The organism is Streptococcus oralis subsp. dentisani (assembly GCF_002860905.1).
Lineage (GTDB): Bacteria > Bacillota > Bacilli > Lactobacillales > Streptococcaceae > Streptococcus > Streptococcus oralis_BA.
In genome coordinates this window covers 386744-407433 of the sequence record NZ_PKIG01000001.1, presented here as the reverse complement: position 1 = coordinate 407433, position 20690 = coordinate 386744, and the positions used below count along the sequence as shown (strand labels likewise).

At 40.7% G+C, this 20690-nt stretch carries 18 protein-coding genes and 1 riboswitch; of the genes, 13 read left to right on the top strand and 5 right to left on the bottom strand.

Annotated features, from left to right (window positions below; translation table 11 throughout):
- Positions 1-204 precede the first annotated feature (204 nt).
- Both CYK16_RS01955 and CYK16_RS01950 read right to left on the bottom strand, forming a co-directional pair.
- A complete protein-coding gene (locus CYK16_RS01955; protein ID WP_000189477.1) occupies positions 205-945 on the bottom strand; it encodes an amino acid ABC transporter ATP-binding protein in 741 nt (246 codons plus the stop codon).
- Positions 945-2510, bottom strand: coding sequence for an ABC transporter substrate-binding protein/permease (locus CYK16_RS01950; RefSeq protein WP_020901541.1), 1566 nt, complete (start codon positions 2508-2510; stop codon positions 945-947). Before CYK16_RS01950 ends, CYK16_RS01955 begins: the two co-directional genes overlap by 1 nt.
- 139 nt (positions 2511-2649) lie before the next feature.
- Between CYK16_RS01950 and CYK16_RS01945 the strand changes: the two genes are divergently transcribed.
- Together CYK16_RS01945 and CYK16_RS01940 are read left to right on the top strand one after the other, a co-directional pair.
- On the top strand, positions 2650-4539 hold the full coding sequence (locus CYK16_RS01945; RefSeq protein ID WP_101776575.1) for a DUF2207 domain-containing protein: 1890 nt from the start codon (positions 2650-2652) through the stop codon (positions 4537-4539).
- A gap of 60 nt (positions 4540-4599) precedes the next feature.
- Positions 4600-5445 carry an undecaprenyl-diphosphate phosphatase gene (locus CYK16_RS01940; protein ID WP_033685557.1) on the top strand — a complete coding sequence of 282 codons (846 nt, stop codon included), beginning with the start codon at positions 4600-4602 and terminating at the stop codon, positions 5443-5445.
- A 33-nt stretch (positions 5446-5478) separates the two neighbouring features.
- Here the strand turns inward: CYK16_RS01940 and dinB are convergent, their stop codons facing one another.
- Positions 5479-6540: a DNA polymerase IV gene (gene dinB, locus CYK16_RS01935; protein ID WP_101776574.1), complete on the bottom strand. Its 1062-nt coding sequence runs from the start codon at positions 6538-6540 to the stop codon at positions 5479-5481.
- A 238-nt stretch (positions 6541-6778) separates the two neighbouring features.
- Here dinB and pflB point away from each other — a divergent pair, with 238 nt between their 5' ends.
- Positions 6779-9103, top strand: coding sequence for a formate C-acetyltransferase (gene pflB, locus CYK16_RS01930; RefSeq protein ID WP_000260631.1), 2325 nt, complete (start codon positions 6779-6781; stop codon positions 9101-9103).
- A gap of 337 nt (positions 9104-9440) precedes the next feature.
- Here pflB and CYK16_RS01925 read toward each other — a convergent pair whose 3' ends face one another.
- Positions 9441-10880: a TrkH family potassium uptake protein gene (locus CYK16_RS01925; RefSeq protein ID WP_101776573.1), complete on the bottom strand. Its 1440-nt coding sequence runs from the start codon at positions 10878-10880 to the stop codon at positions 9441-9443.
- Positions 10881-10883: 3 nt separating this feature from the next.
- Positions 10884-12233, bottom strand: coding sequence for a Trk system potassium transporter TrkA (gene trkA, locus CYK16_RS01920; RefSeq protein ID WP_060805316.1), 1350 nt, complete (start codon positions 12231-12233; stop codon positions 10884-10886).
- 188 nt (positions 12234-12421) lie between these two features.
- Here trkA and CYK16_RS01915 point away from each other — a divergent pair, with 188 nt between their 5' ends.
- The 10 genes from CYK16_RS01915 to CYK16_RS01870 all read left to right on the top strand — a co-directional run bounded on the left by CYK16_RS01915 (position 12422) and on the right by CYK16_RS01870 (position 20664).
- A complete protein-coding gene (locus CYK16_RS01915) occupies positions 12422-13270 on the top strand; it encodes an SAM hydrolase/SAM-dependent halogenase family protein (RefSeq protein ID WP_060805315.1) in 849 nt (282 codons plus the stop codon).
- A gap of 18 nt (positions 13271-13288) precedes the next feature.
- The gene (locus tag CYK16_RS01910; RefSeq protein WP_000403160.1) at positions 13289-13837 is read left to right on the top strand and encodes an ECF-type riboflavin transporter substrate-binding protein; all 549 of its coding nucleotides are present in this window, start codon (positions 13289-13291) and stop codon (positions 13835-13837) included.
- Positions 13838-14005: 168 nt separating this feature from the next.
- On the top strand, positions 14006-15688 hold the full coding sequence (locus tag CYK16_RS01905) for an ABC transporter ATP-binding protein (RefSeq protein ID WP_101776572.1): 1683 nt from the start codon (positions 14006-14008) through the stop codon (positions 15686-15688).
- On the top strand, positions 15673-16503 hold the full coding sequence (locus CYK16_RS01900) for an energy-coupling factor transporter transmembrane component T family protein (protein ID WP_084950049.1): 831 nt from the start codon (positions 15673-15675) through the stop codon (positions 16501-16503). The genes CYK16_RS01905 and CYK16_RS01900 overlap by 16 nt, the downstream gene beginning before the upstream one ends.
- A 315-nt stretch (positions 16504-16818) precedes the next feature.
- Positions 16819-17331, top strand: coding sequence for a GNAT family N-acetyltransferase (locus CYK16_RS01895; protein ID WP_101776571.1), 513 nt, complete (start codon positions 16819-16821; stop codon positions 17329-17331).
- A gap of 283 nt (positions 17332-17614) precedes the next feature.
- Positions 17615-18118, top strand: a complete 504-nt coding sequence (locus CYK16_RS01890) for a tRNA (cytidine(34)-2'-O)-methyltransferase (protein WP_044791856.1) — start codon at positions 17615-17617, stop codon at positions 18116-18118.
- Between the two features lie 59 nt (positions 18119-18177).
- Positions 18178-18396, top strand: a riboswitch (FMN riboswitch).
- A 163-nt stretch (positions 18397-18559) separates the two neighbouring features.
- Positions 18560-19123, top strand: coding sequence for an ECF transporter S component (locus CYK16_RS01885; protein ID WP_033689387.1), 564 nt, complete (start codon positions 18560-18562; stop codon positions 19121-19123).
- A complete protein-coding gene (locus CYK16_RS01880) occupies positions 19113-19763 on the top strand; it encodes a phosphatase PAP2 family protein (RefSeq protein ID WP_101776570.1) in 651 nt (216 codons plus the stop codon). The genes CYK16_RS01885 and CYK16_RS01880 overlap by 11 nt, the downstream gene beginning before the upstream one ends.
- 27 nt (positions 19764-19790) lie before the next feature.
- Positions 19791-20210, top strand: a complete 420-nt coding sequence (locus CYK16_RS01875; protein ID WP_049521070.1) for a chromosome partitioning protein ParB — start codon at positions 19791-19793, stop codon at positions 20208-20210.
- A complete protein-coding gene (locus CYK16_RS01870) occupies positions 20185-20664 on the top strand; it encodes a GNAT family N-acetyltransferase (RefSeq protein WP_050489937.1) in 480 nt (159 codons plus the stop codon). Before CYK16_RS01875 ends, CYK16_RS01870 begins: the two co-directional genes overlap by 26 nt.
- Positions 20665-20690 lie beyond the last annotated feature (26 nt).

The following is a 20690-nucleotide window of genomic DNA, read 5'->3' as shown; positions in this document are numbered from 1 at the left end:
TCTTTGGATAATGGCGGATTCTTGAATAGGGTCTGCCTTTTCATTTTGATACTCAATGAAAATCAAAGAGCAAACTAGGAAGTTAGCTGTAGGTTGCTCAAAACACTGTTTTGAGGTTGCAGATAGAGCTGACGTGGTTTGAAGAGATTTTCGAAGAGTATAAGGACAGCAAAAAGACTGCACGGTTGATGCAGCCTTTTCTTTTTATTTGAGATAGCGTTGAAGGAACTCTTTTGTTCGGTCTTCTTTAGGATTGGTGAAGAGGTCTTCTGGTTTACCTTCTTCAGCAATCACACCCTTATCCATAAAGATAACACGATGAGAGACATCGCGGGCGAATTCCATTTCGTGAGTTACAACAATCATGGTCAAGCCTTCCTGGGCTAAATCCTGCATGATTTTGAGGACTTCTCCAACCATTTCTGGATCGAGAGCTGATGTTGGTTCATCAAAGAGAATAGCGTCAGGATTCATGGAAAGGGCACGAGCGATGGCCACACGTTGTTTTTGACCACCTGAGAGTTGTTTTGGTTTCGCTTGCCAGTAGCGTTCTCCCATGCCGACCTTTTCTAGGTTTTCTTTGGCAATCTTTTCAGCTTCTGTACGTTCACGTTTAAGGACAGTTGTCTGAGCGACGATTGTGTTTTCAAGAACGTTTAGATTTTCAAAGAGGTTAAAGGATTGGAACACCATTCCCAATTTTTCACGGTATTGCGTGAGGTCATAGCCTTTTTCGAGGACGTTTTGTCCATGATAAAGGATTTGTCCATCAGTTGGCGTTTCAAGGAGGTTAATGGAGCGTAGGAAGGTTGATTTTCCGCTTCCAGAGCTTCCGATGATAGAGATTACCTCTCCCTTGTGGACAGTGAGTGAAATGTCTTTTAGCACTTCGTTTTGTCCATAGGATTTTTTGAGGTGTTTAATTTCAAGGATTGCTTGTGTCATTATTTCAAATCCTCCGTTTGCATTTGGTTAGCACCTGTAGTATAGGTATCCATGTCCATGCGGCGTTCGATGAAGCGTAGGATACGTGTTACGGTGAAGGTGAGGACAAAGTAAATCACGGCGATGATTGTAAATGTCTGGAAGTATTGATAGGTTTGTGTTGCCACTGTATTTCCTGAGAAATAAAGTTCGACAACAGAGATAACGTTCAATACAGATGTATCTTTGATATTGATGACAAATTCATTACCAGTTGCTGGTAGGATGTTACGGACAACCTGAGGTAGGACAATCTTACGCATGGTTTGGTTATGAGTCATACCAAGAGCAGTCGCAGCTTCAAATTGTCCCTTGTCAACTGCTAGGATACCACCACGAACGATTTCAGTCATGTAGGCACCAGTGTTGATCGAAACGATGAAGATAGCAGCAAGTGTGCGGTCAAGGTTAATACCGAAAGCTTGGGCAGTTCCATAGTAGATAACCATCGATTGAACGATCATTGGGGTACCACGGAAAATTTCAATGTAGACATTGAGAATCCAGCCGACTAGTTTTTGTAAGCCATAAATGGCCTTATTCTCAGATAGAGGAGCAGTACGGAAGACACCAATGGCAAGTCCAATAATGAGACCTGTGATGGTTCCGACGATAGAGATTAAAAGAGTGACACCAGCACCACGCAAGAGTTGTTGCCAGTTTTCAGAAAGAATTTTAGCGACTTGACTAAAGAAACTACTGCTAGTCTCTTCAGTTGTTGTAGCTTCGGCAGGTTGTTCCTTGATCATACGATCCATCAAGGCAACTTGATCGTCTTTTGAAATGGTTTCAATGCTGGCATTGATTTGGCTAATACGGTTGTCATCTTTACGAAGTCCGATGGCGATAGCTGTATCTTCTTCTCCAGTTTTGAAACCTGGTTCTACTTGAACCATCTTGAACTTAGAGTTAGCAGCTTCGGCAGTCAGAGCTTCTGGACGTTCAGAAACATAGGCATCGATGACACCAGCCTCAAGAGCTTGGCGCATTTGAGCGAAGTCTCCCATGGCAGTTTCTTTTTTAGCACCTGGGATTTGACCAATCAAGTCATAAAGATAGACACCTTGTTGAGAAGTAATTTTTGCACCGTTAAAGTCATCCAAAGATTTTGCGTTTGCATAAGTAGAATCTTTTTTGACAAGCAAAACTGGTTCGCTAGTGTAGTAACTGCTTGAAAATGCAATTTCTTGTTTGCGTTCGGCAGTAGGACTCATACCTGCGATAATCATGTCAATCTTACCAGAAGTAAGGGCAGGAACTAGACCTTCCCACTTTGTTTTAACAACCAAAGGTTCTTTACCTAAGTCCTTAGCGATTTTCTTGGCGATTTGAACATCGTATCCGTTAGCATACTGGTTAGTCCCATCGATTTTGACAGCCCCATTGCTATCATCATCCTGAGTCCAGTTAAAGGGAGCATATGCTGCTTCCATCCCGATGCGTAAATATTCATCGGCTTGGGCAACATTGACAAGTCCCAGCATCAGCAAGAGACTTGTGAAAATAGATAAGTATATTTTTCTCATGATTTCTCCTATTTCTAATCTATTAAAAAATAACTGTCTCCTATTTTATCGAAAAAAACTCTATTTTTCAACATAGGTAAGCCCTTACTTATGAAAAAATGATATAATGATAGCAAAGATAAAAAAGGGGACTTAGTTGATGAAAAAAACTTTTTTCTTGCTGTTATTTTGTTTGTTTTGTATGTTTCCACTCTCGGTTTTTGCCATTGATTTTAAGATAAACTCTTATCAAGGAGATTTGTATATTCATGCAGACAATACGGCAGAATTTAGACAGAAGATAGTTTACCAGTTTGAGGAGGACTTTAAGGGGCAAATCGTGGGACTTGGACGTGCTGGCAAGATGCCTAGCGGATTTGAGATAGATCCTCAACCAAAGGTTCAGGCCTCGAAAAACGGTGCTGAACTGACAGACGTTACTAGCGAAGTGACAGAAGAGGCGAATGGTTATACTGTGAAAGTCTACAATTCAGGTCAAGAAGGCGACACAGTTGAAGTTGACCTCGTTTGGAACTTAAAGAATTTACTTTTCCTTTATGATGACATCGCTGAATTAAATTGGCAACCTCTGACAGATAGTTCAGGAGCTATTGGAAAGTTTGAATTTCATGTAAGGGGAGACAAGGGGGCTGAAAAACTCTACTTCCATACAGGGAAACTTTTTAGAGAGGGAACGGTTGAAAAGAGTAACCTTGATTATACTATCCGTTTAGACAATCTTCCGCCTAAGCGGGGAGTTGAATTGCATGCCTACTGGCCTCGAACTGATTTTGCTAGCGCTAGGGATCAGGGATTGAAAGGAAATCGTTTAGAAGAGTTTAATAAGATAGAAGACTCGATTGTTAGAGAAAAAGATCAGAGTATGCAGCTCGTTACTTGGGTCTTCCCTTCGATACTTTCTATCTCCTTGTTATTGAGTATTTGCTTCTATTTCATCTATAGAAGAAAGACCACTCCTTCCGTCAAATATGCCAAAAATCATCGTATCTATGAACCACCAATGGAATTAGAGCCTATGGTTTTATCAGAAGCAGTCTACTCGACCTCCTTGGAAGAAGTGAGTCCTCTAACAAAAGGAGCAGGTAAATTTACCTTTGACCAACTTATTCAAGCTACCTTGCTAGATGTGATAGACCGTGGGAATGTTTCTATCATTTCAGAAGGAGATGCAGTTGGTTTGAAGCTAGTAAAAGAAGATGGTTTGTCAAGTTTTGAGAAAGACTGTCTAAATCTGGCTTTTTCAGGCAAAAAAGAAGAAACTCTTTCCAATTTGTTTGCGGATTACAAGGTATCTGATAGTCTTTATCGTAGAGCAAAAGTTTCTGATGAAAAACGGATTCAAGCAAAGGGGCGTCAGCTCAAATCTTCTTTTGAAGAAGTATTGAAAGAGATGCAAGAAGGAGTGAGAAATAGAGTTACCTTCTGGGGGCTTCCGGATTACTACCGTCCTTTAACTGGTGGGGAAAAGGCCTTGCAAGTGGGTATGGGGGTCTTGACTATCTTGCCCCTATTTATCGGATTTGGTTTGTTCTTGTACAGTTTGGATGTTTATGGCTATCTTTACCTCCTCTTGCCAATACTTGGTTTTCTAGGTTTGGTTTTGGCTGTTTTCTATTATTGGAAGCTTCGATTAGATAATCGTGATGGTGTCCTAAATGAAGCAGGAGCAGAAGTATACTATCTCTGGACCAGTTTTGAAAATATGTTGCGTGAGATTGCACGATTGGATCAGGCTGAATTGGAAAGTATTGTGGTCTGGAATCGCCTCTTGGTTTATGCGACTTTATTTGGCTATGCAGACAAGGTCAGTCATTTGATGAAGTTTCATCAGATTCAAGTGGAAAATCCAGATATCAATCTCTATGTAGCTTATGGCTGGCACAATATGTTTTATCATTCAACAGCACAAATGAGCCATTATGTCAATGTCGCAAACACAGCAAGTACCTATTCCGTATCTTCTGGAAATGGAAGTTCTGGTGGTGGCTTCTCCGGAGGTGGCGGCGGGGGCAGTATCGGTGCCTTTTAAAGAGAGCTATCAATGGCTGAAAAAATATGCTATAATGGAAGATAGAAAAAGGAGTAATCTATGTATCTTATTGAAATTTTAAAATCTATCTTCTTCGGTATTGTTGAAGGAATTACGGAATGGCTGCCGATTTCAAGTACAGGTCACTTGATTTTAGCAGAGGAATTTATCCAATACCAAAATCAGAGTGAAGCCTTTATGTCCATGTTTAATGTCGTGATTCAGCTTGGTGCTATTTTAGCAGTTATGGTGATTTACTTTAACAAGCTCAATCCCTTCAAACCGACTAAGGACAAGCAGGAAGTTCGTAAGACTTGGAGACTATGGTTGAAGGTCTTGATTGCGACCTTGCCTTTACTTGCCGTCTTTAAATTTGACGATTGGTTTGATACCCACTTCCATAATATGGTTTCAGTTGCCCTCATGTTGATTATCTACGGGATTGCCTTTATCTATTTGGAAAAGCGCAATAAAGCGCGTGCTATCGAACCAAGTGTAACAGAGTTGGACAAGCTTCCTTATACGACAGCCTTCTATATCGGACTCTTCCAAGTTCTTGCTCTTTTACCAGGGACTAGCCGTTCTGGGGCAACGATTGTCGGTGGTTTATTGAATGGAACTAGTCGTTCTGTTGTGACAGAATTTACCTTCTATCTTGGAATTCCTGTTATGTTTGGAGCCAGTGCCTTAAAGATTTTCAAATTTGTGAAAGTCGGACAGCTCTTGAGCTTTGGGCAATTGTTCTTGCTCTTGGTTGCGATGGGAGTCGCTTTTGCAGTCAGCATGGTCGCTATTCGCTTTTTGACAAGCTATGTGAAAAAACACGACTTTACTCTTTTTGGTAAATACCGTATCGTACTCGGTAGTGTCTTGTTGCTCTATAGTTTTGTGCGTTTATTTGTATAAGAAAAAACCTTGAAGGGACAGCTCTTCAAGGTTTTAAAATCCAGTCACGGTAATCCCCAACAGGCGGATACCTCTTTCTTTCTCGCTTAATTTTTCATAGAGCTGCAGGGCAATTTGGCTGATCTGACTAGCATCCTGCGTTTTTTGATCCAGACTTTTTCGTTTAGTCAGAGTTGAAAAGTCTTCGTAGCGGATTTTCAGAATGACAATTTTTCCAGCTTTTTCTTGTTGACTGAGATTGAGAGCGACTCTTTCTGATAGGAGAGTCAGCTCTTTTTTGATGTCTTCCTCGGCACGGAGAATTTTTCCATAGGTTTTCTCTTTCCCGATTGATTTACGGATACGATTGGATTTGACCGGGGAATTGTGAATACCACGAGCCTTTCGATAAAGGTCATAGCCCAGTCTGCCAAAACGGTCTATCAGGGTCACTTCAGGGACTTCAAGCAAATCAGCGCCGGTAAAAACACCCATTTGATGAAGTCTTTCCACCGTCTTTTTTCCTACTCCATGAAACTTGGAAATATCCATTTGTTTGAGGAAATCCTCAGCCTGGTCAGGTAAAATCACTGTCAGACCATGTGGCTTTTGATAATCGCTGGCCATTTTAGCTAAGAATTTGTTGTAGGAGACGCCTGCGGAAGCAGTCAGGTGTAGTTCCTGCCAGATATCCTCTTGAATGAGACGAGCAATTTTGACCGCTGACTTGATACCGAGTTTATTTTCTGTCACATCTAAATAGGCTTCGTCAATGCTCATGGGTTCAATCAAATCTGTATAACGCTTAAAGATAGCTCGAATCTGGAGGCCCACAGTCTTGTATTTCTCATAATTCCCTGAGATAAAGACGGCCTGGGGACAACGCTCATAGGCTTCTTTGGAACTCATGGCTGAATGGACACCAAAAGCTCGCGCCTCATAGCTACAAGTGGAAACGACACCACGCCCACCTGTTTGTCGAGGGTCGCTACCGATAATGACAGGTTTTCCTCTGAGTTTAGGATTATCTCTGATTTCGACCGCAGCAAAAAAGGCATCCATGTCAATATGGATGATTTTTCTTGACAAATCATTTAATAAAGGAAAAATCAACATGTCTGGTCCCCTTTTTACTGCTTATTTTCTTTTATTATACCCTTTTTTCTGAAAAAAAGAAAAAAGGCTTTAATTTTTTCAAAAATATAATACAGTTTGGAACAAAATATAGACTGTTTTAGAAAAGAAAGTGTAAAAATAGGGATTTTCCACTTGTTGAAAACGATTACTGTATGGTATACTTGTCTCATGAATGTAACAGATGGTTGTTACTAGAAAGAAAAAAGAGGACATTAACATGGTTGTTAAGACAGTTGTTGAAGCACAAGATATTTTTGACAAAGCTTGGGAAGGCTTCAAAGGCGTAGATTGGAAAGAAAAAGCAAGTGTATCACGCTTCGTACAAGCTAACTACACACCTTATGATGGAGACGAAAGCTTCCTCGCAGGACCAACAGAACGTTCACTTCACATCAAAAAAATTGTAGAAGAAACTAAGGCTCACTACGAAGAAACTCGTTTCCCAATGGACACTCGTCCAACATCTATTGCTGACATTCCGGCAGGATTTATCGATAAAGAAAATGAAGTTATCTTCGGTATCCAAAACGATGAACTCTTCAAATTGAACTTCATGCCAAAAGGTGGTATCCGTATGGCTGAAACTACTTTGAAAGAAAATGGATACGAACCAGATCCAGCTGTTCACGAAATCTTTACTAAATATGTAACAACAGTTAACGACGGTATCTTCCGTGCCTACACTTCAAACATTCGTCGCGCACGTCACGCTCACACTGTAACTGGTCTTCCAGATGCATACTCACGCGGACGTATCATCGGTGTTTACGCACGTCTTGCTCTTTACGGTGCAGACTACTTGATGCAAGAAAAAGTAAACGACTGGAATGCAATCGAAGAAATCGATGAAGAAACAATCCGTCTTCGTGAAGAAATCAATCTTCAATATCAAGCATTGCAACAAGTTGTTCGCTTGGGTGACCTTTACGGAGTTGACGTTCGCAAACCAGCGATGAACGTTAAAGAAGCAATCCAATGGGTTAACATCGCCTTCATGTCTGTCTGCCGTGTTATCAACGGTGCTGCTACATCTCTAGGACGTGTACCAATCGTATTGGATATCTTTGCAGAACGTGACCTTGCTCGTGGTACATTTACTGAATCAGAAATCCAAGAATTCGTTGATGATTTCGTTATGAAACTTCGTACAGTTAAATTTGCTCGTACAAAAGCTTACGACCAATTGTACTCAGGTGACCCAACTTTCATCACAACTTCTATGGCTGGTATGGGTAACGACGGTCGTCACCGTGTTACTAAGATGGACTACCGTTTCTTGAACACTCTTGACAATATCGGTAACTCTCCAGAACCAAACTTGACAGTTCTTTGGACTGATAAATTGCCATACAACTTCCGTCGCTACTGTATGCACATGAGCCACAAACACTCTTCTATCCAATACGAAGGTGTAACAACAATGGCTAAAGACGGATATGGTGAAATGAGCTGTATCTCATGCTGTGTGTCTCCACTTGACCCAGAAAATGAAGAACAACGCCACAACATCCAGTACTTCGGTGCGCGTGTAAACGTATTGAAAGCCCTTCTTACTGGTTTGAACGGTGGTTACGACGATGTTCACAAAGACTACAAAGTATTTGATATCGAACCAATCCGTGACGAAGTTCTTGAATTTGAATCAGTTAAAGCTAACTTTGAAAAATCTCTTGACTGGTTGACTGACACTTACGTAGATGCTTTGAACATCATCCACTACATGACTGATAAGTACAACTACGAAGCTGTTCAAATGGCCTTCTTGCCAACTAAACAACGTGCCAACATGGGATTCGGTATCTGTGGATTTGCTAACACTGTTGATACATTGTCAGCTATCAAATACGCTACAGTTAAACCAATCCGTGACGAAAATGGCTACATCTACGATTACGAAACAATCGGTGAATACCCACGTTGGGGTGAAGATGACCCACGTTCAAACGAATTGGCAGAATGGTTGATCGAAGCTTACACAACTCGTCTACGTAGCCACAAACTTTACAAAGATGCAGAAGCTACAGTTTCACTTTTGACTATCACATCTAACGTTGCTTACTCTAAACAAACTGGTAACTCACCAGTCCACAAAGGTGTATACCTCAACGAAGATGGTTCTGTTAACTTGTCTAAACTTGAATTCTTCTCACCAGGTGCTAACCCATCTAATAAAGCTAAAGGTGGATGGTTGCAAAACTTGAACTCACTTTCTAGCCTTGACTTTAGTTATGCGGCTGATGGTATCTCATTGACTACACAAGTATCACCTCGCGCTCTTGGTAAGACTCGTGACGAACAAGTTGATAACTTGGTAACAATCCTTGATGGTTACTTTGAAAACGGTGGACAACACGTTAACTTGAACGTTATGGACTTGAACGATGTTTACGAAAAGATCATGTCAGGTGAAGACGTTATCGTACGTATCTCTGGATACTGTGTAAACACTAAATACCTCACTCCAGAACAAAAAACTGAATTGACACAACGTGTCTTCCACGAAGTTCTTTCAATGGATGATGCCTTGGATGCATTGAGCTAATCAAGTTCTTGAATAATGAAATAAGGAACCCTCGGTCAGTCGACTGAGGGTTGTTTTTGGGCTCTTAAATTCCTTAAGTCAGGTATTGAAATGTCTGACCGGGATTCAAAGATACTTGTTGAGTTGCGGGAGGTATTTGATACTCAATGAAAATCAAAGAGCAAACTAGGAAGCTAGCCGCAGGTTGCTCAAAGCACCGCTTTGAGGTTGTAGATAAGACTGACAAAGTCAGTCACACATATACGGCAAGGCGAAGCTGACGTGGTTTGAATTTTATTTTCGAAGAGTATGAAAATAAAAATACCACACTTTGTAAGACACAAGGTGTGGTTGTATTTTATCTCTTAGACCAAGTTCTCTTCATAAAGAGAAGTAGGATTGGGTAAATCTCTAATCGACCTGCAATCATTGCAAAGGAGAGAAGAATTTTTGAGATAGGACTAAAGATTGAGAAGCTAGAAGTGGTTCCTAGAATAGGTCCGATATTATTGAAACAGCTAAAGACAGCGCTGGTCACAACCAGAAAATCATTGCTATCTAGGCTGACAATAAAGATAAGGGATAGCAAAATCATAGAATAGATGACAAAGTACTTGAGAATCTTATGCTGGGTATCTTTGTCAATTACCGTTTTATTAACATGGAGGGTCAAAACACGGTGGGGTGATAGAATTGACAAAATCTGATTTTTAGCAATTTTTGAAAGGATAAGGCCTCGAATAACCTTGAGTCCACCTGCGGTTGAACCAGCAGAACCACCGATTCCCATAAGGAAGAGAAGGATAAATTGGGAGAAGAGGGGCCAGTTGGTAATATCTCCGTAACCAAAACCAGTCGTCGTAATGATATTGGAAACTTGGAAGAAGGCCATTTCAAAACTCTTTGAAAATCCTGGATAGAGATAGAGGGTATTAAGGCTAATCAAGCCTGTAGAAAGCAGTACAATGACCAAGTAAGCTCGAAGTTCTTCATCTCCAAAGAAGGCCTTGACACGACGGAGCATGAGGTAGTAGTAGAGATTGAAATTTACCCCAAAAACCAGAACTCCGATACTAACCAGATAGGTAATCAGTGAGCTGCCATAGTGGGCAATCCCGTCGTTATAGACGGTAAAGCCTCCTGTACCTGCTGTCCCCATAGCGATGACAAAACTATCAAATAGGGGCATGCCAGCTAGATAATAGATGATGACAAAGAGGGAGAAGAGAGCTAGATAAAGGAGATAGAGAATCTGGGCAGTATTTTTGAGTTTGGATACAACCTTACCAAAGACGGGTCCAGGAACCTCAGCCTTCATCACTTCTAGGTGGCTATTTTTGGCATTGTCCATAATAGCAAGTGCAAAAACAAGCACTCCCATCCCTCCAATCAAGTGGGTAAAACTTCGCCAGAAGAGGAGGGAACGGCTGAGAACCGAAACGTCGTTCAGAATAGTTGCTCCAGTAGTTGTAAAGCCAGAACTAATTTCAAAAAAGGCATCGATAACGCTGGGAATTTGTCTAGCAAAGACAAAGGGGAGACCGCCAAAGAAAGACCAAAGGATCCAACAGAGGGCAACAATCAAGATTCCCTCCTTGGCGTAAATTCGTTGATTTTTTGGCTTTTGTAAAATTCCTGAACCACCTAGTAATACGAGAAGCCCAATCGTTGTAAAGAGGGCTGTAAAGACTTGGCTCGATTCGTGGTAATAGACAGCTACAGCTACAGGAACCAAGAGGAGAACAGCTTCAATCAAAAGTAACTTTGAAAGGAGGTAACGAATCATACTTTTATTCATTTCTCACCTCGCGATCAAGTCATAAATCTTGGTGATGTTTGGCAACAAGGTCGTTACTAGGAGCTTGTCTCCGACTTCAAGCATATCCTCCCCAGTTGGGAAAATAGTCTTGCCCTTTCGAATGATGGCTGCAATAAGAACCCCTTTTTTCAATTTCAGTTGAGAAAGTGGTTTGGCAGTCATTTTATTAGCTTCCTTGATATGGAATTGCAGGGTTTCGATTTGGCCATTGGCTAGATGGTGCATGGCTTGAAGGTCTGAATACTGGGCATTAACCCGACCACGAATAAAGTGCATAATCGTATCTACAGCGATGCTTTTAGGTGTGATGATACTTGAAAAATCAGGCGCATTGATGATCTCGAGGAGACTGGTACGATTGACCTTGGTGATATTTTTCTGTACACCTACCCTGTCAAGGAACATAGAGGTAATCAGATTTTCCTCATCGACTCCTGTTAGAGTCGCAACGGCATCATAGTTTTGAGCACTTTCTTCCAGTAGGATGTCTTTTGCGGTCCCATCTCCTTGAACGATGTGGAGATTTGGGAATTTCTCGCTAAAGAAGCTAGCGATTTCAGGATTGATTTCAATAACCTTGGTATCGATACGACTGTCTTTGAGGATACCTAGTAGATAATAGGCAATTCTACCAGCTCCAACAATAAGAAGACTCTTCACGGCACGAGACTTGAAATAATTATGGAAGAGCATCATGTCAACACGGTTACCAGTGACAAAGATTCTATCTTTATCTTGTACAGTCATGTCACCACTTGGGATGATAATTTGATGATCCCTTTCTATAGCACAGACAATGACATTACCGAATTTTTTCCGAAAATCAGAAATGGGCATTTGGCAAAGACCACTGGAGGATTTAACAGTGAATTCCATCAAGCTGACCCGTCCACCAAAGAAACGTTCGACAGAGAGGGCGTTGGGAAAGTCAATGATATTCGCGATAGCGCGGGCAGCCAAGAGCTCAGGGTTAACGATAAGAGAAAAACCGAGGATATTCTTTTCCTTGAAATAAGAGTTAGAGTATTCAGGATTTCGCACCCGAACAATGGTTTCTTTAGCCCCCATTTTCTTAGCTAGAACGGCAGCAATCATGTTCACTTCATCGTATTCAGTCAGAGCGATAAAGATATCACAATCCTGAACACTGGCTTGCTCAAGGATGGTAAAATCGGCCCCGTTACCAAGGATACCCATGATATCAAAGCGATTGACAATATGATTGAGGACAGCTTCGTCTTGCTCAATCAGCAAAACATCATGCTTTTCTGCAACCAAGGAGCGACAGAGGGCAGAACCAACTTTTCCCCCTCCGACAAGGATAATTTTCATAATAAAACCTACTTTTTCATGATGTAACTATCATACCTTTTTTCAAGAAAAAATGCACCTACTAGCTAATCACCAGAGTTTTTAGTAGGAAATTTGCTATAAGGTAAAACTATACCCTAATCAATTGAAATAGCTATTAGCACCTTTCTCTGAAATATGGTATGATAAAGGATATACAAGGAGATAAAATGAATAATAATTTACTGGTATTACAATCAGACTTTGGTCTGGTTGATGGTGCGGTATCGGCTATGATTGGAGTGGCTTTAGAAGAGTCTCCAACCTTAAAAATCCATCACTTGACGCACGATATCACGCCTTATAATATTTTTGAGGGGAGCTATCGTCTCTTTCAGACGGTGGATTACTGGCCTGAGGGAACGACGTTTGTATCGGTGGTCGATCCAGGTGTCGGCTCGAAACGTAAGAGTGTGGTTGCCAAGACTGCAAAAAATCAATACATTGTCACGCCAGATAATGGGACGCTTTCTTTTATCAAGAAACATGTTGGTATTGTAGCTATTCGTGAAATTTCTGAAGTGGCCAATAGACGTCAAAACACAGAACATTCTTATACCTTCCACGGTCGTGATGTTTATGCCTATACTGGTGCTAAACTGGCCAGTGGTCACATTTCTTTTGAGGAAGTGGGGCCAGAGCTCAGTGTGGATCAGATTGTGGAACTTCCAGTCGTAGAGACCATCATTGAAGAGCATCTGGTGAAGGGAGCTATTGATATTCTAGATGTACGTTTTGGTTCGCTTTGGACCTCTATCACACGAGAAGAATTTTACAAGCTGGAACCAGCATTCGGTGACCGTTTTGAAGTGACTATCTATCATGCAGATATGCTGGTCTATCAAAATCAGGTTGTCTATGGCAAATCTTTTGCAGATGTGAGAATTGGGCAACCCATCCTTTACATCAACTCTCTCTATCGTTTAGGTCTAGCTATCAACCAAGGTTCCTTTGCCAAAGCTTACAATGTGGGTGTCGGTTCATCTTGGACCATTGAAATAAAGAAAATAGAAGGATAAAATAGGAGAATAAATAGTATGGAAATCAAATTTACAATTAAACAAGTTGTTGCTGTCGGAATTGGCGCTGCCCTCTTTGTCGTCATCGGGATGATCAATATTCCGACCCCTGTTCCAAATACAAGCATCCAGCTTCAGTATGCGGTACAAGCGTTACTTTCTATTATTTTTGGACCGATTATCGGTTTGCTTGTCGGGTTGATTGGTCATGCAATCAAGGACTCTCTTGCTGGTTACGGTTTGTGGTGGACTTGGATTATCGCTAGCGGCCTCTTTGGTCTAGCTGTGGGGCTATTTAGAAAGTACGTTCGCGTGATCAATGGTGTCTTTGACTGGAAAGATATTCTTATTTTTAACCTCATTCAACTACTTGCAAATGCCCTTGTTTGGGGTGTCTTGGCACCACTTGGAGATGTTGTGATTTATCAAGAAGCTGCAGAAAAAGTATTTGCCCAAGGAATTGTTGCGGGAATTGCTAATGGTGTATCTGTAGCTATTGCAGGAACTCTTCTCTTGCTTGCCTATGCAGGAACTCAAACTCGTGCAGGAAGTTTGAAAAAGGATTAACATAAGGGAAAAGGCTGGGCAACCAGTCTTTTTCGATGTTTATAGATTAGTTAGGCAAGTAAGCTAGGATAGGAATCTTTTTGGCGCTAAGATTTTAAGAGAAGAGACTGCAAGAAGGGGTAGATTTATGATAAAATAGAAGTCTAAGAAGCGAATGAAGAGAGTAAGATGAAAGAAGCTATAATTGAGTGGAAGGATTTCTCTTTCCAGTATGAAACGCAACAAGAACCGACCTTGCAAGGAGTGGACTTAACCATTTATAAGGGAGAGAAAGTTTTAATTGTTGGGCCATCTGGGTCAGGCAAGTCTACCTTGGGTCAGTGTTTGAATGGGATTATTCCCAATATTTACAAGGGTCAGACGTCTGGAGAATTTTTGATTAAGGGGCAAGCAGCCTTTGATATGAGCATCTATGATAAGTCTCATCTGGTCAGCACAGTTTTGCAGGATACAGATGGGCAGTTTATCGGCCTGTCTGTGGCAGAGGATTTGGCTTTTGCTCTGGAAAATGATGTAACAGCTTTAGAGGAGATGAAAAGCCGTGTTCATAAATGGGCTGAAAAGCTAGACCTTCTTGATTTACTAGCTCAGCGTCCTCAGGATTTATCAGGTGGACAAAAGCAGCGGGTTAGTCTAGCTGGTGTCTTGATTGATGAGAGTCCGATTCTCTTGTTTGATGAGCCACTCGCCAATCTGGATCCCAAGTCAGGTCAGGATATTATCGAATTGATTGATCAGATTCACAAGGAGGAGGGGACGACGACCCTTATTATCGAACACCGTTTGGAGGATGTTCTGCATCGCCCTGTGGATCGGATTGTCCTTATAAACGATGGTCGTATCTTCTTTAATGGGAGTCCTGACCAGTTACTGGCGACTGATTTATTGACACAAAATGGAATTCGAGAACCCCTTTATCTAACCACTCTCCGTCAATTGGGTGTGGATTTAGCTAAGGAAGAACAATTAGCAAATTTGGACAACTTGTCTATCTCAAAAGGACATGTTCAGTTGCGGACGGAACTGGTAAAAGAAACCCCAGAATTGCAGTCACTCTTTAAATTAGAGGACATGTCGTTTTCTTATGATGATAGACCGATTTTAAAGTCCCTACATCTGGATATTAAAAAGGGTGAAAAGATTGCCATTGTTGGGAAAAATGGAGCAGGGAAGTCAACTCTAGCCAAGGCCTTAAGTAGCTTTATCCAGACGGAAGGTTCTTACCTTTGGGAAGGACAGGATATAAAAGTAGATTCTGTTGCAGAGCGGGCGGAACGAGTAGGCTATGTGCTGCAAAATCCCAATCAAATGATTTCAACCAATATGATTTTTGATGAGGTGGCTCTGGGACTCCGTTTGCGAGGTGTGGACGAGCAGGAAATTGAAACGAGAGTCTATGAAACTTTGAAAATCTGTGGTCTCTATGAATTCCGTAATTGGCCTATTTCTGCCCTGTCATTTGGTCAGAAAAAACGTGTCACCATTGCTTCAATTTTGGTCTTAGGAGCTGAAATTATCCTCCTAGATGAACCGACAGCTGGTCAAGACCAGAAGAACTATACTGAGATTATGGAATTTCTCGAAGAGCTGCATCAAAAAGGGCATACGATTGTCATGATTACCCATGATATGCAATTGATGCTGGATTATTCTGATCGTGCTCTTGTCATGGTTGATGGGGAATTGATTGCCGATACTGATCCAGCTAGTCTTTTGAGCAATCCTGAGCTGTTAGTAAAAGCCAACCTAAAAGAAACTTCAATCTTCAACTTGGCCAAGAAACTAGATGTGGATCCACTTGCTTTAACGGCATTTTACAAAGAAAGGAGAGAAGGATGCAAGCAAAATTAATCGGTTACCAGCATAGAGATACTGTGATTCATCGCTTGTCAGGAGCTGGGAAACTCCTCTTTTTCATCCTCGTGTCATTGGCGGCCATGATTAGCTATGATACCAGACTGCTTGTTCTGATTGCCATCTTTTCGGTCTTTCTCCTCTATTTGTCAGAAATCCGTTTTAAGGATGTTTCCTTTGTAGCCGTTTTTGCGACTGTATTTGCCGTTTTAAACGTTTTGATGGTCTATCTCTTTTCTCCCGAGTATGGGGTTGGACTTTACGGAGAGAGAAGTGTGATTTGGCAGGGAATCGGTGCCTACACTCTGACCAGTCAAGAACTCTTTTATCTGCTAAATTTGGCTATTAAGTACCTTTGCACCATTCCTCTGGCTATTATCTTTTTGATGACAACCCACCCTAGTCAGTTTGCTTCCAGTTTAAATCAAATTGGTGTGCCCTATAAGATTGCCTATTCTGTCAGCCTGACCTTGCGCTATATTCCAGATTTGCAGGAAGAATTCTTTACTATCAAGATGTCTCAGGAGGCGCGTGGGATGGAATTATCCAAGAAAGCTTCTCTCATGCAACGAATCAAAGGCAATCTGCGCATTATCACTCCCTTGATTTTTAGCTCGCTAGAACGGATTGATACCATCGCGACTGCCATGGAGCTTCGCCGTTTTGGGAAAGAGAAAAAGCGAACTTGGTATAGTTACCAGGCCTTGAAAAAAGGAGATTATCTTACCTTGCTTTTGGCAGCTGTGTTTTTAGTAGCTAGTTTATTACTTATCTTGCAGAATCAGGGACGATTTTACAACCCTTGGAAATAGTATTGTCAAAGTTTTCATTAGATAAGTAAAGAGAAATTATTCTATAACTTTTTATTGATAGATTGTATGAGAAATAAAGTTAATAATTGTATGCTTGAAACTTTTTGATAAAATATGAATTAGTTTATCTACTTTGATAGTAGAATTTACACTACAAAATCAAAGTTATTCAAATATAATCATTTTAACTAAGTTCAGTGTCATAATGTAGAGACGATATAAAATAGTAAAAGTACTTAATTTAAATCGTGTTAATTTCACTTTGTATAAACATGAGAAAATTTGAATGTAGATAATGATGGGAGAGGATTTGTAATGATCAGTTTAGAGCTGTTGTCTGAAGAAAATAGTTTAGACGTCTATTCTTTTGAAAAAGAAAATCGAGAGTATTTTGAACGAAATTTATCTCCTAGACCAGCTAACTATTTTGATTTAGAAGGTTTTAAAGAAATTACGAGGGAATTGTTAACGGAACAAACGAATCGGGATGTCTACATGCATCTTATCAGAGATTCGCAAGGCGTTATGGTCGGAAGAATTAATTTAAGTGTTTTAGAGAATAATCGAAAAACAGCAGAGATTGGGTATAGGATTGGGGAAAATGTTAGCAATTTAGGTTATGCCAGCGAAGCGGTTAAACTAGTTTTAGAAAAATCCTTCACGATTTATGGTTTCAATAGAATCATTGCAGGGACGGCAACAGGTAATCTAGCCTCTCAGAGGGTGCTTTTAAAAAATGGCTTCACCTTTAGTAAGGTTATAGAAAATGACTTACAAATTCATAATGAGTGGGTTCATACAGCAGTATTTGAGATAACGAGGTCATAATATCATCATTCCCAGTCCACAGATAGGTATAAAAGAGTAAGCAATTTTTGCAGATATTTAAGAATTTTCTCCTAAAAACCCTTGGAAATAGCTTGAAAAAATTGAAAAAATCAAGTCGTTTCTATTGACAATGATTCTGAAAGTGTTATACTAAGAAAGTAGTTTCGCTGATTTACTTCAAACCTGTTGTGAGGTAAGTTAACGATGCCTTAACCACGCTGTTTGCTGAGCTTGACTCCGGGCAGTGTGGCTATTTTTTTGCAATGGTGAAAGGAAGCAAGTCATGACAAATCACATTGTATTATTTGAACCTCAAATTCCACAAAATACAGGCAATATCGCGCGTACTTGCGCTGCGACCAATTCTCCCCTCCACATCATCAAGCCAATGGGCTTTCCTATTGACGACCGCAAGATGAAGCGGGCTGGATTGGATTATTGGGATAAGCTAGAGATTTATTTTTACGAGAGTTTGGAGGATTTCATGTCTCAGATGAAGGGCAAACTCTATCTGATTTCGAAATTCGCTGAGAAAGTGTATTCTGAGGTGGATTTATCGACTAACGACGACCATTATTTTCTCTTTGGACGTGAAGACAAGGGCTTACCTGAGGATTTTATGCGCGAACATCCTGAGAAGGCTCTCCGTATTCCTATGAACGATGAACACGTCCGCAGTCTCAATGTGTCTAATACTGTCTGCATGATTGTCTACGAAGCCCTCCGCCAGCAGAACTTTGCAGGTCTTGAGCTCGTTCATACCTATGAAGTGGATAAATTGAAATAAAAAATGAAAATGAAAATGAACAAAATGCTTGCGCTTGCAAGCGTTTTTTGTTATGATAAAAGAGTCTTCAGGGCAGGGTGAAATTCCCGACCGGCGGTAAATTTGACTATCTATTTTAGCTTTCTCGTCGTTGTCTTGTCTCGATATACTTTAAGTATTATCTTCGACTGCGACGCCTAGATAAATCTAAAATATCTTAGCCAAATAAGTCCGCGAGCGCAAGCTGATGTGGTGAGATTCCACAACCGACAGTATAGTCTGGATGGGAGAAGACGAAAGAATAGCTTTGTCTGTTCTGATAGATTTATAGCTGAACTGTAACCGCTTGCTTGAATTTCCTTAATAGAGTGAGAGGGAACTTTTGGGATATAAAAAGTGAGAATAGATAGAGGAATCCTTTCTAACTTCTTCTGATTTTATAGAAAATTGGAGGAACCTGTTATGACAAACACACGTCGACTTTCGACCATTGCGATTTTATCAGCCATCTCATTTGTGCTGATGTACTTTGACTTTCCGCTTTTACCAGCGGCGTCCTTCCTCAAGATCGAATTTAGTATCTTGCCAGTCCTTGTGGGCTTGGTGGTCATGGATCTGCCTGCTGCTCTAGGAATTCTCTTGCTTCGCTCACTCTTGAAATTGCTTCTTAATAGTCAAGGAGTGAATACTTACATTGGTTTGCCAATGAATATCGTAGCTTTGGGAGTTTTTGTCATCGTATTTGCTTTGATTTGGAAAAAGGAACGGACAGCCCTTCGTTTCCTACTAGGCTCTCTAGCTGGGACTATTGGCTTAACCGTGGCTATGTTGGTTCTCAACTATGTTTACGCTGTTCCTTTGTACGCTAAGTTTGCTAACTTTGATATTGGAAAAATTTTGGGACTTTCCAACTACCTAATGACCATGGTATTACCTTTTAACTTGATTGAGGGTGTAATCTTTTCCGTTTCATTCTGGTTGTTGTATGTTCTCTTGAAACCAACCTTAAAACATTATGAGAGATAAACAAACATTTTTAATGAAGGGCAGTTTTGCCCTTTTACTTTTCGTTATTCTTGGTTACATGGTCAAATTTTACCCTGAAACGCTGGTCGGTTTTGACCAATCGATTCAGACTGGTGTTCGAGGAGACTTACCAGATTACTTGACTATTCTTTTCCGAGCCATCACACGCTTGATTGATATTCCAGTGATTATCACTTGGGTTGCCATCGTAGCCTCTATCTTTTATCGTAAGCGATGGAAGATAGAAAGTTTCTTCATGCTGGGAAATCTGGCTTTAGCAGGACTTTTAATCGTGACTTTTAAAAACATCTACCAGCGCCCACGACCAGCTATTTTACACTTGGTTGAGGAGAAGGGATTTTCCTTCCCAAGTGGTCATTCTCTGGCTGTAACCTTGATGGTCGGCTCTCTGATTGTCATTCTCAGTCAACGGATGAAAAATCCGGTCTGGAGAAAAATCATGCAAATTGTGCTAGGTCTCTACCTAGTCAGTGTGCTGGTATCAAGGGTCTATCTGGGAGTTCACTACCCATCAGATGTCCTTGCCAGTCTCTGTGTTGGCTTGGGAGTCCTGTTTATCGAGTTTCCCTTCTATGACAAACTCCGCTTCCAATGGCGATTTAAAGGCAAGCAGAAGTGAGTATCAAATTCCTTTGAGGAGAAAGAAATGAAAGTCAATATAGCAGATCTTCATCCGACTCAACTATACTTATCAGAAAAGAAGTTGCAAGATATTCAGATGCTTTATCAGTCGGTAGAACTAAACAATGTTGATCCAATTAGTATTCTTGCATTTGGAAATTGCTTGTTGATTACAGATGGGCATCATAGGGCTTATCAGGCTTTATTGGCAGGTTGGGATACGATTTCTGCTGAGTGGGATAGAGATGGTGGTGATGAACTATATCACCTCTATGCGCAAGCTTGTGAGGAAAGAAAGATTTACTCTGTTCTGGATTTAAAAAATCATATCTTAGCTCAAGATGAGTATGAAGCAAAATGGTATAACTGGTGTGATGGTTTTAATCAAGCAACAACTCTCTTATTGAAAAGGAAAGCTGATGAAACAGATTTTACAAATAGATAATGCACTACGTCTCGTTCCTTATTGTAAGGTCAATCATTGTGAGGAAGCTTTTGCTTGGTATCAGGATGTGAACTTGGTTTACCTCGTAGATGGGGTAAAGCTTCCTTACAGTCAAGAAACTTTGGAAGCCATGTATTCCTATTTGGATCAGCACGGTGAGCTTTTTTGGATTGAAGTCAAGGAGAAGGGAGAATGGTTTCCAATTGGGGATGTTACACTATCTCAGGATAATCTTCCCATTGTGATTGGAAATCCTGCTTACCAACATCGAGGACTTGGGAAAAAGATTCTAAGTGCTTTGATTGAATTGGCTCGAGTAAAAGGATGGAAAGAATTGAGAGTTAAGGAAATCTACACTTACAATCATGCGTCTAGGCGATGTTTCGAGTCGCTTGGATTTGTGGAAAATGGGGCAACAGAAAAAGGGACGAGTTTTGTATTGAAATTAGTCTAATCTAACTTGTTTTTTAACTAAAAATC